Below are 14,274 nucleotides of genomic sequence, written 5' to 3'. Positions count from 1 at the left end.
TAGTGGAAATCAGGAGGTTAAATAAATGAGCGAAAATAATCCATATGTGCAAAATAAAATAAGGGTATTAATTATTTCAGACAGGCTGATGGATCGTGCAATAGAGTTATCCAACTATTTATGTTCTGCTGGGATTCATATTGTAGGGCTGGTAAAAAATAAAGATCAGGCACTAGAGATGGTTGATCAGGTTATTGATTTTCTGATTATTGCCGGATACTTAGAAAACCAGCAAGGATATGAAATCATCAATGAATACAGGAAGCGGCATAAAACCTTTACTGCCGTGCATTGGGCTATGCTGGATTCCTTGATTTCCAGTTATTGTAATGAGTATAAAATACCACTCATGTTTGAACGAACTCGGCCTATTTCAGATTTTGTAGTCTATTTGCAAGAGCATAGGCCCTCTTGCGTAGCTCTTACCGATGAAGAACTCTCGGCTGTCTCAGATGAAAATGAACAATCCTGTAAGCACCAATACACCCTATTGGAAAGGTTAAAAAAATACTTCTGGAGCAATCAATTCTAATACTTACTGGACTAGATACGAATTGTTATAAAAACAGATAAAGAAGCTCTTTATTTGATAAGAGCAGTGAAAGGATGAGGTATGATAAGTCAAACACAAAAAGCACTCCGAACCCTTGTAGACTTGCGAATAGAGGTGGCTATGGGGCGGCTGAAAGAAAATCCTCACTACCTGGAAATTTGCGAAAATCAAGCAGCGACGGAGGTGAAAATTAGAGAAGTATTTCAAGATGCGGAGAATTATTTTGAGAATCAGTCTATAAGAGATGGACTTGAATTTAATGAAATTTACATCCAGGGTTTAAAAGATGGTATCCATTTCTTAAAATTTCTCGGTGTTGTGAACCGAGAGGAAGATTTATGAACTCTTTATGGTGAAGCCTTTTGTTGTTTACCAATCCCTTACGCCGGGATTACGTCTTTTTCAACAGAATATCACTACAAAAAGAGACTCAAAAAGGGCGGCAAATCCAACCGGATTTGCCGCCCTCTCTACTCTGTAAAATCTCCCGACTCCACCATTGCCTTGACCTGCAGAAGATAATTTTCCTCGCCGTCAGACGAATACTGTAATAATTGTCCCTCATAAGGGGCTCTCATACAGATAAAAATAGTGGAATGATCCGGCGACAAATAGCCGCCCTCTATAAGGATGCACTTCCACCCCTGCTGCTCCAGCAGTCGGCCATACTCAAAAAGTACATCATGGTTTCTTGTTTCCTTAAAACTTTTCAAAATCGCTTTTCCTCTCATCATTGTTTCTTCACTCCTATATTCTTTGATTAGTTAGACCTTTATGCTAATATACAGAACACTATTTTTAAGTATGAAGGCTATATTTGGCCCTTTTCAGATCATCCTGTCCGTGCAGGATAATTCCACCACTAACGCCTCGCCCATTTGGTGTGTAGCTGGTAAAGCCAAAGCTGTACGGCACGAAATCATCTGTAACAACGAAACGTTCATAGTCTACCCAGTTCAGGCTCCTGGACAAAAAGAGCCCCAGTTTGTGACGCAGTAAAGGTCGCTCTGTTATCTCCCGTAAATTCTGACGACTGCGAAATTCAATATGCGGTGTCCAGTCCTCCTTTAAAGAGAGAGTCCTCCATTCCTGCCCAAATGTCTTTTTTTCTGCAAGGTAACCATGGAACCGGTCAAAAGGAAGTCGCACAGTCTCCGTATGTCCTGTAAGGTTATCGCCTCCTGCATCCGTTAGCCAGGAAAAACGAATTACCAGCACCTCGTCGCCAGACGGAGCCTTTTTCAGCCGCAGTTCCGCAAAGGAGCGTATGTCATTTGTCACCAGCCATTTCTTCTCTACCAACCGTTCTAATTCACTCCGCAGAATAACAAACCGTTGTGGAGAGCGAAACCGTCGGGAGTATGTTCGCAGGGAAATTGATTCTTCCCCCAGAGAAATCTGTACCATTGTTCTATTATTCATCATAATCCTCCTGTAAACCAAGGGGGAGGGAACCTCCCCCAGTCACTTGCCTCACTTGTTACATTCTTAGCCAACATTTGCCCTCTGGAAGAACTCTGCCGGCGTCAGGACTGGAATACCCAGTTCCCGTGCTTTCATCAACTTACCGCCAGCCTTTTCGCCGCAGACCAGGTAATCCGTTTTTGAGGAAACGGAATTGCCGGGATGGGCACCCAGAGATTCGATTAAATCGTTGATGCCCTCTCTGGTGTAAGGCTCTACTTTTCCGGTTACCACAATGGTACAGCCCACAAATGCAGAATCTTCATCACTTGGGACCGTTTCCGCCAGCTTTTTTTCAATGCACAGCAGCTTTTGCAGCTCATCCCAGCTATAAATATTCTCTTCCAGACTGAACCAATCCCGAATATTGTTGTGAAGCGTTTCTCCGAAATCGGGAAGCTGTGTAAAATCATATCCCTGATATACGGCCATTTCAAAATCGGAAAGACTGCCATTGAATTCCTTACGCAAGGCTTTGCTGGCACTGTTGCCAATCATGGGGATATCCATAGCGATTACATATCGCTCAAAGGTTGTATTCCTGCTTTGCTGGATGGCATCCCAAAGATTTTGCCATGACTTTTCCCCAAAGCCATCCATCCGCACAATCTCACCCCGGTGTCTGTCCAGACGGTAGATGTCCATGTAAGTGTGTATCCAGCCACGGCCAATCAATTTCTCCAGTGTGGCCTCGGACAGCCCGGCAATGTCCATCGCTTTCTGGCTGACAAAATGAACGAACCTCCGCAGTCGCCGCGTCTCGCAGTCTGGATTATCACAGAATAGGGTCTTTGTTGTCCGCACTTCGCCCTCCACGCTACGTTCCTCTCCCACATGGATGCGGGTAGACTGACCGCAGCAAGGGCACTCATGGGGAATCACACTTCCCAGTAAAAATCCGCCGCGGTCTAAATTATCCTCAATGTGGGGAATGATCATATTGCGTTTGCTGACCAAAATCCGGTTTCCTGGCATCAGTTCCAGACTCTCAATAAAAGTCAAATTATGCAGGCTGGCTCTGGACACCTCGCAACCGTCTATCTCTACGGTATCAAATACCGCCACTGGGGCAATCTCACCAGATCGAGTAGTGTTCCATTCTATGTGTAGCAAACGGCTTTCATAAAGCTCATCTTCAAACTTAAAAGCCATGCCGTCCTTATAATGATGACCTGTGCGTCCACAGCTTTTAGAGAAGGCAATATCGTTATAAGACATCACGATTCCGTCGATGGGAATACCATTTGCTTTGGCAAACTGTTGTAGCTGTTGAATTGCCTGTTCAATTTCAGCCAGGGTAAGCGGCCTCTTACTGACTAAAAATTTGCAGATAGAAAAGCCCAGTGCCGGGAGCTGAGACAGCTTTTGAGATTTCGTTGTCATGTCGGGATAACCTTCTAACACACCAAAAGGCATAAATACAACCTTTCGATCCCGGCAGGCGACCGCATCCAGCAGACGCACCGAACCGGCAGCCAGATTCCTGCCATTTTTATAGGGTCTTCCGGTGCTGTCCAGTAGTTTAATCTTTAGGATTTCAAAATCAACGGGGCGAATAAATGCCTCGCCAGTCACCACCAGCCGACCGCTATAGGGAATTTGTACCGGGATTCCGGTAATCCCTCTTGTATTGTGGGTAATAATTTCTCCCTCATCGCCGTCGCCTCTGGTAGCTACTTCTACAAGCCGACCATTTTCATAGGTCAGCTTTACGGTGAGGCCGTCCAGCTTCAGCATAAGCATGACCTGATGCTTTCCTTGGAACAATTCCAAATCTTCACTGCTTTTTGTTTTTTCCAAAGACAGCAAGGGGATTTCATGGATGGTCTTTTCTAACTTGCTCATCACAGGATAACCTACCGTCTGTGTCGGAGAATTTGCCATGTGGATGCCGGTCTGTTGCTCCAATTCTTTCAATTTGTCGAACAGACGGTCATAAATTTCATCTGACACACTGGGAGCATTATGGTCATAATATTGTTCCCGGTAGATGTTCAGCCGTTCTGTCAGATCCCTCTGTTTTTCATAAATATTTGCGTCCACTATGCCGCCTCCTTTTCAAGCACACGGAATGCCAGAATCAGATATTTTTCCGTGCGTTCTGCATCACTGTTGTAAAGACTGCAGATGCCGTCTGAGAAATCCCAGAACGGCGCCTTGCTCCACCAAAGTACTGAGCCCCTGCCGCCGTTGCTCCTACTGACTGGGTGATCCGGTTCACCGGCCATCCCACTGTAGAATCCCTGGGTATTTGCCACCGTGATTTCCCGCAGCTGACCAACACACTCCGGCCGGCAATGGGCGGTGATCTGAAAACGGGTTCCCGGCTTCAGTGCCTTTTTCATTTGATTCAAATTCTTAATCATCGTTCTTTTCCTCCTTTATTTGATAGCATCCAAAATTCAGTTCTCGGACTAGCGATGTAATTTTTTCATCATCGACCCAATCCAAAGTGATAGATTCCCTCTGTGGCCCAATACCCACATGAAGGCATACCACACCGCCCAGAATCTGCAGCAGCACATCCGGTCGTCGTGCGCAGACTACTGCCAAATTACCAAGTTGTTTCATCTTCTACAATCCTCCTTGAACAAAGTGAGGCCGAGTATCCCGAAAGATACCCAGCCTCATTGTTTTTATTATGCCGCCGCAGGAAGCGCCGACACAGGTACAATTTCTGTTGCCTCCATCAAATCAGCCATCAGCACATCCACCAACAGGTGTCCGCGCAAATGTCCGGTATGAATGATGACCTGGTCCTCTCGCAACTGAGCGAATTCCTGATTACGCAGAACACGACTGGTTTTCGCCAACTCCCGTTCCTCGTCCGTCAGCCGCTTGGAGATTTCTTTCTGCCATTTTTGCAGGAATTTCGTAGCTTCCTCGATGTCAGCTTTCTGACGGTCATACATGTTTCTCTTCTGCCGGACTGTTCCATCTGGCTCAATTTCCAACGAATAATAGGATTTCCCTTGTTCAGAAGTTAGGCGCAGGAATAGCACATAGCTTTCCCTGCTCTCAATCCGTTCCCAGTATCTCTCAACATTGCCGAGGCAATGGTGAAGGTGCTCTCCCTCCAATATGATATCCTCGATTCGAGAGGGCACTACCACGGTGTAATCCTTGTCCGCAAAGGTATAAATATCTCGGATGGACTGATAGATCTTTTCAATATGTGGATACTCTTTCAGCACCTCACCAGCGCGAAGGACTAAGTCCTTCTTCTGATGGCAACGGGCCACCAATTCATCATGGCGTTGGCGTAACTTTCGTGCCCGGAAGACAATCGCATCATTGGTATCCATGCCAAACCGCAGAGCCATGGAGAGATAGTCCTCCCATGTGGTCAGGATTTCTCTGCTGGACATTCTGCTCTCCTGCATCTGTCGCCTCATGTAATTATAAACTTGGACAATACTCATCCGGTCAAGGATGAATTTCAGGTCATCTGCTTTTACGCTCTGGCTGCAGAACCAACCAATTACCTTATCAGGCAGAAGTTTCCCGGTGGCTTTTTCATATTGAATCCACTTCAAGAACTTTTGCCCGCCCTTATTTGCCCGCAGCCGTTTTAATCCCTGGGCATCCGTTCCCAGCACTTTAGCCAGGCTGCCGGTGCCATGTTTACGAAAGCACTCTTGAAAAGAATATCTGTCAGCCATACATTCCTTAACCAAATCGGAGAGTCCAGCTTTCGACAACTGCTCCAGCTGGGGAACCTCCTGCAGCACCGCTAAATACTTTTCTGGATCAATAACTTGCATATCCCGAATGCTTTCTACCAGCCCGGTACGACGCAGTTCATACTTTCCTAAATCAGGAATTGTCCTGCCATAGACCCGTCCACCATAGTCATAGTATCCTGAAGCTGAACAAAGGCTGCCCCTAATCCAACGAAACTCACTGTGTTTATAGTCCCCCCAGTAATAAGCATGGAGGCCACGTCCATTTCGATTATAGATGGCCCGTCGATTTTCTCTGTATGAATACTCTGGCTTTTCATATTCCCCTTTCCTGTAATGTCCTGAACCGGAAAATTCCCGAATCATAAAGCCATCCTCACACCGCTGAATCAGATACATAAAGGCACTTTTTGTATTTACCCTCCCGGCTTTACCGATAGACTTGAATGTAATCTCATGTCGGCAGCAAGGACAATGTCCCTGCTTATTATGTCGGGGATTACGGATTGGTACTTCCTTCTCGCAGTAACTACAGTATCCGCTATCTGTGCCCTTTCGGGCATACTGATAAAATACATAATTCTCCTGAATGCCTACCTTACGCACCCATCGGTCCCAGTCTTTAGGCAGCTCCGGCGTTTGGGCCAGGTCTAAATCCCAAGAGTCAGTTTCCCGTTTGTGTCGCCGCTTTAGTTCATCCTCTCGCACCTGAAGTTGATATTCCAACAAGCCGGTATATCCACCGTGCTCTATTCGCAGATACTTCTTGATGGCAGAAAAGCCCTCCGGATTGATCCACTTTTTTTCAGAAGCATGAACATAAGAGGGCCAATCCAACATATCCAGCTTGGCTGTCAGCCACTTGCCCCGGTTCCGGTCATAAGTCAAAAACTGCCCGGTGTCCCGGCAAATAAACAGCTCATAAGCCGGAAGATTTCCTCCCAAACGCATACGGTCTGGGAGGAAAAATGCCACTTTCAGGATGCCTTGCAGAGTCTGACATCGCATATATAGTCCATACTGATAAATTTCCCTGGTGTATTGTTGGCCTCCCCAGCCATAACTGTAAACCTCACGTCTTGGATTATTTTCAACAGCCAACTGCATCATCTTAGACGTCGCCTTTAACGTGCGTAGTTTACGCAATTCACTTTTTCTCAAATCAAGCTCACCTGCCTTTCTTTCAAATCAACTCCATACCAACGTCCGGGCAGCACTTTCTGTCCATCTACCCGGGTCAGGGCCACCTGAATGATGTTCCCAGTGGCATGGTCTTCTTTTGCAAAAGCAAGGATATCGTTCAGCTCACCGGAAGCAGCAGGATCAATCCCGCGCACCAGCACATAACCGTTACACGCCTTTCCTTTGCCTTTCTGCACCTTAGAATTCCAATTTCTTTTCGGGTGATCCACTATATAAGCGAGACCATGGAGGAAAAACTCCTCCACGGTCAGCCTTTTAATGATATTCAAATGCGTGCAGGCAATTTTTGAATCAACATCATCTTCATCAATGTCGCCGCCTGCTTCAACAATGTAATACTCTGCACAATCCATGTCTGAGTAATATGTCAGGCAATCCAACGGGTCTTCCGCACAGTGGAATCCATTTTCCCGGCAGTTGGCTTTGTCAGTCACATTAATCCCCATGCGAAACTGATACTCCCGGCAAACCATGCCGGGAGAAAACCCTTTATATGCAATCATAGTTCATCCCCTTTCTTACTTGCCGCTATCAGGCAGATTAGCTGACCTTCGATGAGGGCATAGTTAAATCAAGTAACGACAACTGCCCATCAGGAACCTCTTTCTTTTTCTCTGGCTCCGGCTTTTTCTCCGGCACTTTCTTTTCTGCAGCCTTTTTTCTTTTCGTATTGGAAGTGATGGTCCTGCCGATATAGGGCTTTGGAACAAATTCTTCTTCTTTTTCCTTATCCTCTTCGGCAGCCGGGTCACGGAAATATTCTTCCGCCCACTGGTAGCACATATCATCTGGTATGTCACCGCCATAAGCGCCATTGGGCCCCTCTGGTTTTATCCCGTTGTCCTTTATCTCCTGCTGGAGGAATTCCATGGCCTTACGGTTAATGTAATAGAAGCAATGAATCATTGTCTTACGGGGCTGCATTGTCAACCGGGCAAAAGCAGGGTCGGAGAAACAAAGTGTCTGGATGTACTCCGACACACACTCCTTCATATTGCGCCGTGTCAGCTTCTCGGTATCACTGCTGACACGCTTGGCGGAGGCCTCCATAATTTCGTTGTCACCCATAGCTGCCAGATGATCTAACTGCTCTTTCTCGGCGGCTTTTTTTGCTGCCTGGGCAGCCTCCCATTCCTCTTTGCGTTTGGCCTCAGTTGCTTCATGCTCGGCACGCTTTTTTTGTTCCTCAGCGTCCGCCTGGGCTTTGGATGTTACGGTGTCCGGTTCAGTCTTGCTGTCCGGTTCCATTTCATCCTCCGATTCCTCCCCGCAGTCATCTTCATCATCGGTGGGACCATCTTCCGATGTATCCGCATCATCTTCTGCGCTATCCATATCATTGGGGGCATACGCTTGGGGAGCAGGCAACTTCATCTCTTCTTCCGTCTGTTCAGAGGGCATGACCGGCAGACGTTCTACCTGTTCAAAAGCTGGCGTCTGCTCAAAAGCACCTTCGTCCTCAAACGGCGAGTCTATGCCACTTTGCATTTCCATATTTATTTCAGAAAAAACACCCATGGTAAATCTCCTTTCATTAATCACAAAAAAGGTATGGAAACAGGATTAATCATCTCTTTCCACACCTTTTGCCAATTAGTTCACAGCACATAAACCAATGTGCTGTAAGTGTCAAAGCAATAACAAATAATATCAGGATACTGCTCCGACCATTTCTTAATTTTTTCCTGCTGCTCCTGTGCAAAACGCTCTGTCTCTGTGTTCCAGGGTGGCGGCACAAGTACCGTAAAATAGCAATCACCGCCATAAAAATGCACATCCGACTTCAAACGTCGGCAAAGAGAACATAACGTCGCTAATTGCAACTCTTTTGATATACGGATGCACAGCTTATCCATTATCACTCTGCCTTTCCGCTATCGGTTTTGCAAAGGCCGGCGAGAACCTTACAGGGACAAATGTTTCTAAATCACGGTAAAAATAAAGCCGCTGTTCCTCATCATAAAGTTCCACTACATCCGATGCAGCCAGACAGCGTTTAGGGCAATCCTCCCGTGGTGTACTGTACCGGATAAAAAGCCGTTGCAATATCTCATCATCTGACTGTTCTCGCGGCACTCTGATACTGTCCTCGCACACCAGCCTGTATTTTGCGGCAGGCGGTTGCTTGAAGCCGGCTTTGTGTAGTGCCTCGATCCCTAAAAAAGCAAAAGGGATTGTGGGTTCCTCTTCAAAATCCAGTTGGTAAATGCGGAAACAGCACTTACGACACTGGGTATCCAGCAGTTCTTTCAGCACATTCTGCCCATCTTGGAGGAGAACAGCATACTCTCCCTCTGTTAGTCCCAGATAGCCATTAAGGCCCACATCTTGCTCCTGGTTTCTTTGCCACGTTTCAACGCTCCTATTGATGTCGTCCATTTCACAAAGGCCGGAAAGATACCGTGCTTTGAAATTCATAGACGCCTCCTCTTTTTTTTGTATTTCTTTCCGACGTAATGCAAGCTGCCAGTCATCCACACCTTTATAGTTGGGATTCCAGGTCAAGCGGCGACAGTCCATACCATGCTTTCGTGCCATGAGATAGATTTTGGAAGCCCCTTGAGAAATGGCCTCATTGCTATACTTATCCATATCATGTGCCTCCACGATCAGTTCCGTGCCGTTCTGTGCCAGCAGGGTAAATAGAAGATCCAGCCGGCTTACATTATTGGCTCCAGCGATTGCCACAAAAGACCGATTCATCAAAAGGTGGGCAATATCTGCTTTGAGCAGCCCCTCCGTCACATAGACGGTACGGGCAAACGGATTACCCACAAAATGCACCGGACTACCGGAGGTTGTACCCATATATTTTGTCGAAGACGAAAACCAGATGTATTTAGCCCCAACCTTATCCGGCGGGTCGTTTTCATTCCTCAGCGGCACATCCAAAAGAATCTGTATCCCATGAATTAGACCGTCAAGGCCCTTGGCCGGAATTAAAATCCCGGCAGTCCTTTTGTTAAATTTAACACTCCAATTTCCATCCTCCAGCTGATAAAAACCGGGGACTCCCTGCACTGTACAGCCCTTTGCTGTCAGCCGTTCTGTAAGAGACCGGCAAAGAAACACCGGCGGGGTACTTTTGTAGCCAAGAGAATCAATCTGCTCATCCGTCAGTCCACGCTTTGGCGAACGCAGATGCCGCCTGTGCCGATCCGTCAGGGACAGCATTTCCAACAGCAACGAATAAGTCTGGTGAATCTCCTGATCGCTGGCTCTCTTTGATTGCGGTACTTCTTCCAGCACTTCTGCGCTGGTTTCTTGTGCCCTATCTGGGTAAGAGCTGCCGATCCGGGGCTCCCCATTGGAAGCCCCGGCGCAGCCGAAGTATTTTTTCTCCGCCTCATACCCCCAGGGCGGGTCAGTTTGCAGAATATCGCATATTTCCCTGTAAGCGTCGGAATTAGTTGTGTTGTTCACGCTTGCATACAGCGCCAGCATACCGCCATGTTCACCGCAATAATTGCACCGCCAGACATTCTTGACATAATTTACGTTCATTTTGCCACGACGGTCATTGCAAAAAGGGCAGTCTACATAAACGCTGTTTGCCTGTCTGCGCCGTATATGCAGATGCAGCAATTCCACCACGTCCATGATTCCGAAAGGAAAATCCTGTGGGTACGAGTCCATCCACTTATCCCTCTCTTCCTAAGCACCTGCCGCTGATTACTCAACCGGCTTTCTGCTCCGTCATGGAGTCCAGCATAACCTTAGCTGCCGCACGGAGGATATTGTTGTTTCCTTTTAAACCGTAAAGGTAAAACTTCAAGCTGGGTGTCCTTTCATCTGCGACCTGCCCAATCGTCCAGCCGTTACAGATTCCCGTGTCTACCTTCACAGCCCGCGCCTCTTCATATGTCATCAGTGCTGCAATGTCCTCCATCGGCATGTCTGCGGTGTAACGGGGCACGGCAGCAACCGTTTGCACGCCCTGAACCGGAATCGGAGCAGCGTTTTCTTTGGCTGCAGGTTCATTTACTTCATTGGTGGCAGGGGCAGATTTCGAGGTCGGCGTAGCAGCGGTCAAACTGGTAAAAGAAACTGTTTTGCTCTCGCCCGCAATGTCATTCTGCTGTACAGACTGTTCGGTCTGGCTCACCGGAAGACTGTCTGCCTGCCCCGTTTCATCAGCCCGTGTAACGGGCAACTGTTCCTCCTTGCCGATAGGTTCAACAGGAAAGTGCTCCATCACTTTATCCTGTTCCACCGAAGCGGTGGGCATGCTCTCTGCAACAGCAGATTCCGGTGCAGCCTCGCTGACAGGCAGATGTTCTTCAGGTTCTTCTTTCTGTTCGCTTGCAGGAAGACTTTTCACTGCACTCTGCATGGCAGGATTGGCCCGCGCATCGGTAATCGGTGCTATGGCATCCACAGACGCCGCCAGCGGCTCTTTTGTCGCCTCTGCAGGTACTTTCTCATTTAAAACTGAAGATGTCTCTGCGGCGCCTTTAAATGGCTGTATCGTCGATTTCTTAACGTTAGACGTTTCCCCCTTATGTTCATCAACAGCCGGAATAGCACTGCCATAGTGTTCACCGCTTCTGGCCACACTCACATCTGCGAACTGCAGGCCAAAGCCGGCATCCTGTAAAGCAGTACTCAAAGCGGTTTCCTGGGCTTCTTTAATGTAATTGAGCGTGTCCTCCCGGGTTAGGCTGGCAATAAAGTTACTGGCCGGTTCGTTATCGTTCCCACCCAGAAACACCTTAGCCTCAAAAATCGCCATCTTATCAGTAATTCGCAGTGCTGTCACTTTCATGCGTCCCTGGGGATGGGCCAGACGGAACCAGAGTTTCTGATAGCGCAGGTCCAGTTTCAGCAGTTTTTCATGTGTCTTTTCGGAGACAACTGGCCGCAAAAACTGTAATGGGTCAAATCCTGGCACCTTGTTCAGCTTGGCTACCGCCGGAATAGTTTCATACATCATGTTTTTCTTGTTTTCATGTTCGTTCATTGTTATTTGCTCCTTTCAAAAATAAATAGAGACGCCGGGCACATTTTCTGCACCTTGCTTCTCTTTTTTAACCTGCATTCTTCAATTTTTCCTCCAAGGCAGCGGGAATCATGATACCTGCGCTCTTGGCAAATGCCCGGTAATACAGGCAGATACGCTCTCCCAAGGATGTATTGCGCTTGCTGATTTCGTTGCGGTGAATTGCCATGAACAATACCGCTTTCTGCCCAACCAGCACCACACGCTTTCTTGCACGGGTAATGGCAGTATAAAGCAGATTGCGATAAAGCATTACCGAATGTGCTTTGATCAGCGGCATAATGACAGTTTCGCACTCCGATCCCATCGCTTTATGAATCGTGGTGGCATAGGCCAAATCCAAATTAATAATATCCTCTACACTGTACTCCAATTCCCGGTTTGGCCCAAAGTCTACGCCAATTCGTTTCCCATCCTCAGTATCCTTGATGTACCGAATAAAACCCAGGTCGCCATTGGATACTTTTTCTGTGTTCTTGGTCTGCATGATGCGGTCGCCAATACGGAAGTTCTTCGGCCCCAGCCTGATTTCCTCCTCTGCAGAGCAGAAAGGATTGACCATTTCACGAATAGACTCATTGAGCTGTTCGGCAGATACAGAACCTTCTGAACGGAACGGAGACAAAATCAGCACCCGTTCAATCCCGCTTTCCGCAATTTCATTGCAGTACCGCTCCATAATTTTTTCTGCGGCCTCCTCTTGGTTATCGCAGGAATGAAAAACAAAATCCGGACCATAGTACAGCTTTGTACTGCCCTCATTGATGAATTTTGCATTATAGGCAATCAGGCTGTCATTAGCCTGACGAAAAATTTCATTCAGTACCGTCACCGGCACCAAACCACACTCAATCAGTTCATGGAACACATTACCGGCCCCCACGCTGGGCAACTGGTCGGCATCACCCACCAGCACCACCCGGCAGCCGTCTTTTAGCCTTGTAAAAAATTGCTTTGCCAGCCACATATCCACCATGGAAAATTCGTCCACGATAATCAGATCTGCGTCCAACTGAGGGGCCTCTTTTTTCCGGCTGCTTTCATCTTCCTCACTTCCAAGACCCAAACCACTGTGCATTGTTTTGGCATCCTCAAATCCTGTGCTTTCTGCCATGCGGCGGCTGGCACGGCCGGTTGGAGCCATCAACATGATTTTTCCATCCGGGTGTAGATGCCGATACACCTCCAAAATGGTTTTGAGTACCGTTGTCTTACCAGTACCGGGAGAACCAGTAATGATGGAAATGTTATGCCGGAATACCATATGCACAGCCTTGTCCTGCTTTCCAGAAAGGGAAACTCCCATTTCCGTCTTGATTCGTTCCAACAATGGGGCGATATGCTCCGTCATGGAAGCCACAACCAGCCTCTTAGCAATCTGTCGGGCAGTTTCATCCTCCAACTCAAAAATACGAGGTAAGTAGATATTATCCCTAGACATTACCACCGCACCGTTCAAAATCATTTCTTGTAACACAGCCTCGACTTCCTGTCTATGCAGGCGCATCCCAGGAAGGGGTATCTTTTCATTCAATAATTTTAAACTCAAATTGACCAGGCCCTCTTTGTCCAAATACAGATGACCTTGTTTGCCCCGAATCTCATCCAGGGTGCAAACGATCCCGCCTCTGATACGCATGGGCGCATGTAAGTCACCACCGTTCTTCTGAACAATGGCATCCACACGTCGGAACCCAAAACCGGAAATAGTGCAGAGTTCAAAGGGATTTCTTTGCAACACCTCCACGCTGTCCGGTCCAAAACACTGGTAGATTTTCAATGCCGTTTTCGGAGTTACCTTGTATGGAGACAGCAGCGTCATAAGATCTTGCAGCATACGGCTTTCTGCATAAGAAGCTTTAATGTCCTCCAGCTTGTTTTCTGTAATGCCCTTGACTTCAAGCAGACGTTCCGGATGCTTTTCCAGAATATCCAGCGTTCCCACTCCAAAGCGGGATACAATTTCAGCTGCCACTTTGGGACCAATACCTTTGATTAGGCCGGAAGACAAATAACCCTCCACGCCGTCTGCCGTCCGCGGAACAATTTCATGCCATTGCTCTACTTGAAGCTGTTGACCGTACTTGCCGCTTTTCCATTCACCATCCAACTCCAGTTGGACCGCATCGGTGCGGGGCAGTTCGTAACCCACAGCAACAAATCGAATCAGGTGATCCCGATACTGCCTGGTTGACCGGGCCTGAACAGGTACGTTCTGGCCTTTCGTCTTTATGCTGATGATGCAGTATTTATTGGCGGGATTGTAAAAAATGGTCCCATCATAAGTACCGATATAGCTCAACTTTTCCACCTCCCATCCCACTGGACACGGAAGCTGGTTTTTTTAATGAATCTTTCGTTTCCATAAACTC

The 14,274-nt window shown here is 47.4% G+C and carries 14 protein-coding genes; 2 read left to right on the top strand and 12 right to left on the bottom strand.

Annotation, left to right across the window (positions count from 1 at the left end; genetic code table 11):
- Positions 1-25: 25 nt before the first annotated feature.
- Positions 26-532 carry a response regulator gene (locus CLOSA_RS05725; RefSeq protein WP_013271826.1) on the top strand — a complete coding sequence of 169 codons (507 nt, stop codon included), beginning with the start codon at positions 26-28 and terminating at the stop codon, positions 530-532.
- Positions 533-613: 81 nt separating this feature from the next.
- On the top strand, positions 614-895 hold the full coding sequence (locus tag CLOSA_RS05720; protein ID WP_013271825.1) for a hypothetical protein: 282 nt from the start codon (positions 614-616) through the stop codon (positions 893-895).
- A 128-nt stretch (positions 896-1,023) separates the two neighbouring features.
- Here CLOSA_RS05720 and CLOSA_RS05715 read toward each other — a convergent pair whose 3' ends face one another.
- The 12 genes from CLOSA_RS05715 to recD2 all read right to left on the bottom strand — a co-directional run bounded on the left by CLOSA_RS05715 (position 1,024) and on the right by recD2 (position 14,213).
- Positions 1,024-1,287, bottom strand: a complete 264-nt coding sequence (locus CLOSA_RS05715) for a hypothetical protein (protein WP_013271824.1) — start codon at positions 1,285-1,287, stop codon at positions 1,024-1,026.
- Between the two features lie 64 nt (positions 1,288-1,351).
- Positions 1,352-1,975 carry a hypothetical protein gene (locus CLOSA_RS05710; RefSeq protein WP_013271823.1) on the bottom strand — a complete coding sequence of 208 codons (624 nt, stop codon included), beginning with the start codon at positions 1,973-1,975 and terminating at the stop codon, positions 1,352-1,354.
- A gap of 66 nt (positions 1,976-2,041) precedes the next feature.
- The gene (gene ligA, locus CLOSA_RS05705; protein WP_013271822.1) at positions 2,042-4,060 is read right to left on the bottom strand and encodes an NAD-dependent DNA ligase LigA; all 2,019 of its coding nucleotides are present in this window, start codon (positions 4,058-4,060) and stop codon (positions 2,042-2,044) included.
- The gene (locus CLOSA_RS05700; protein ID WP_013271821.1) at positions 4,060-4,383 is read right to left on the bottom strand and encodes a hypothetical protein; all 324 of its coding nucleotides are present in this window, start codon (positions 4,381-4,383) and stop codon (positions 4,060-4,062) included. Before CLOSA_RS05700 ends, ligA begins: the two co-directional genes overlap by 1 nt.
- On the bottom strand, positions 4,376-4,588 hold the full coding sequence (locus CLOSA_RS05695; RefSeq protein ID WP_013271820.1) for a hypothetical protein: 213 nt from the start codon (positions 4,586-4,588) through the stop codon (positions 4,376-4,378). Before CLOSA_RS05695 ends, CLOSA_RS05700 begins: the two co-directional genes overlap by 8 nt.
- A 68-nt stretch (positions 4,589-4,656) precedes the next feature.
- On the bottom strand, positions 4,657-6,861 hold the full coding sequence (locus CLOSA_RS05690) for a PcfJ domain-containing protein (protein WP_013271819.1): 2,205 nt from the start codon (positions 6,859-6,861) through the stop codon (positions 4,657-4,659).
- Positions 6,858-7,406, bottom strand: coding sequence for a DUF7666 domain-containing protein (locus tag CLOSA_RS05685; RefSeq protein WP_013271818.1), 549 nt, complete (start codon positions 7,404-7,406; stop codon positions 6,858-6,860). Before CLOSA_RS05685 ends, CLOSA_RS05690 begins: the two co-directional genes overlap by 4 nt.
- Before the next feature lie 37 nt (positions 7,407-7,443).
- Entirely contained in the window at positions 7,444-8,421 is a 978-nt protein-coding gene (locus tag CLOSA_RS05680) for a PcfK-like family protein (RefSeq protein WP_013271817.1), read from the bottom strand.
- Positions 8,422-8,501: 80 nt separating this feature from the next.
- Positions 8,502-8,759, bottom strand: a complete 258-nt coding sequence (locus CLOSA_RS05675) for a hypothetical protein (RefSeq protein ID WP_013271816.1) — start codon at positions 8,757-8,759, stop codon at positions 8,502-8,504.
- Positions 8,752-10,539: a YodL domain-containing protein gene (locus CLOSA_RS05670; protein WP_013271815.1), complete on the bottom strand. Its 1,788-nt coding sequence runs from the start codon at positions 10,537-10,539 to the stop codon at positions 8,752-8,754. The genes CLOSA_RS05675 and CLOSA_RS05670 overlap by 8 nt, the downstream gene beginning before the upstream one ends.
- 40 nt (positions 10,540-10,579) lie before the next feature.
- A complete protein-coding gene (locus tag CLOSA_RS05665) occupies positions 10,580-11,863 on the bottom strand; it encodes a hypothetical protein (protein ID WP_013271814.1) in 1,284 nt (427 codons plus the stop codon).
- A gap of 67 nt (positions 11,864-11,930) precedes the next feature.
- Positions 11,931-14,213, bottom strand: a complete 2,283-nt coding sequence (gene recD2 / locus CLOSA_RS05660) for an SF1B family DNA helicase RecD2 (protein WP_334290388.1) — start codon at positions 14,211-14,213, stop codon at positions 11,931-11,933.
- Positions 14,214-14,274 lie beyond the last annotated feature (61 nt).

The sequence above is a fragment of the [Clostridium] saccharolyticum WM1 genome (assembly GCF_000144625.1).
Taxonomy (GTDB): domain Bacteria; phylum Bacillota; class Clostridia; order Lachnospirales; family Lachnospiraceae; genus Lacrimispora; species Lacrimispora saccharolytica.
This window is presented reverse-complemented; position numbering and strand designations above follow the sequence as displayed.

Excerpts from the sequence above, each read along its gene's own strand:
- CLOSA_RS05725 (WP_013271826.1), top strand. The coding sequence starts at position 26 with ATGAGCGAAAATAATCCATATGTGCAAAATAAAATAAGGGTATTAATT.
- CLOSA_RS05720 (WP_013271825.1), top strand. The coding sequence starts at position 614 with ATGATAAGTCAAACACAAAAAGCACTCCGAACCCTTGTAGACTTGCGA.
- CLOSA_RS05715 (WP_013271824.1), bottom strand. The coding sequence starts at position 1,287 with ATGATGAGAGGAAAAGCGATTTTGAAAAGTTTTAAGGAAACAAGAAAC.
- CLOSA_RS05710 (WP_013271823.1), bottom strand. The coding sequence starts at position 1,975 with ATGAATAATAGAACAATGGTACAGATTTCTCTGGGGGAAGAATCAATT.
- CLOSA_RS05700 (WP_013271821.1), bottom strand. The coding sequence starts at position 4,383 with ATGATTAAGAATTTGAATCAAATGAAAAAGGCACTGAAGCCGGGAACC.
- CLOSA_RS05695 (WP_013271820.1), bottom strand. The coding sequence starts at position 4,588 with ATGAAACAACTTGGTAATTTGGCAGTAGTCTGCGCACGACGACCGGAT.
- CLOSA_RS05685 (WP_013271818.1), bottom strand. The coding sequence starts at position 7,406 with ATGATTGCATATAAAGGGTTTTCTCCCGGCATGGTTTGCCGGGAGTAT.
- CLOSA_RS05680 (WP_013271817.1), bottom strand. The coding sequence starts at position 8,421 with ATGGGTGTTTTTTCTGAAATAAATATGGAAATGCAAAGTGGCATAGAC.
- CLOSA_RS05675 (WP_013271816.1), bottom strand. The coding sequence starts at position 8,759 with ATGGATAAGCTGTGCATCCGTATATCAAAAGAGTTGCAATTAGCGACG.
- CLOSA_RS05670 (WP_013271815.1), bottom strand. The coding sequence starts at position 10,539 with ATGGACTCGTACCCACAGGATTTTCCTTTCGGAATCATGGACGTGGTG.
- CLOSA_RS05665 (WP_013271814.1), bottom strand. The coding sequence starts at position 11,863 with ATGAACGAACATGAAAACAAGAAAAACATGATGTATGAAACTATTCCG.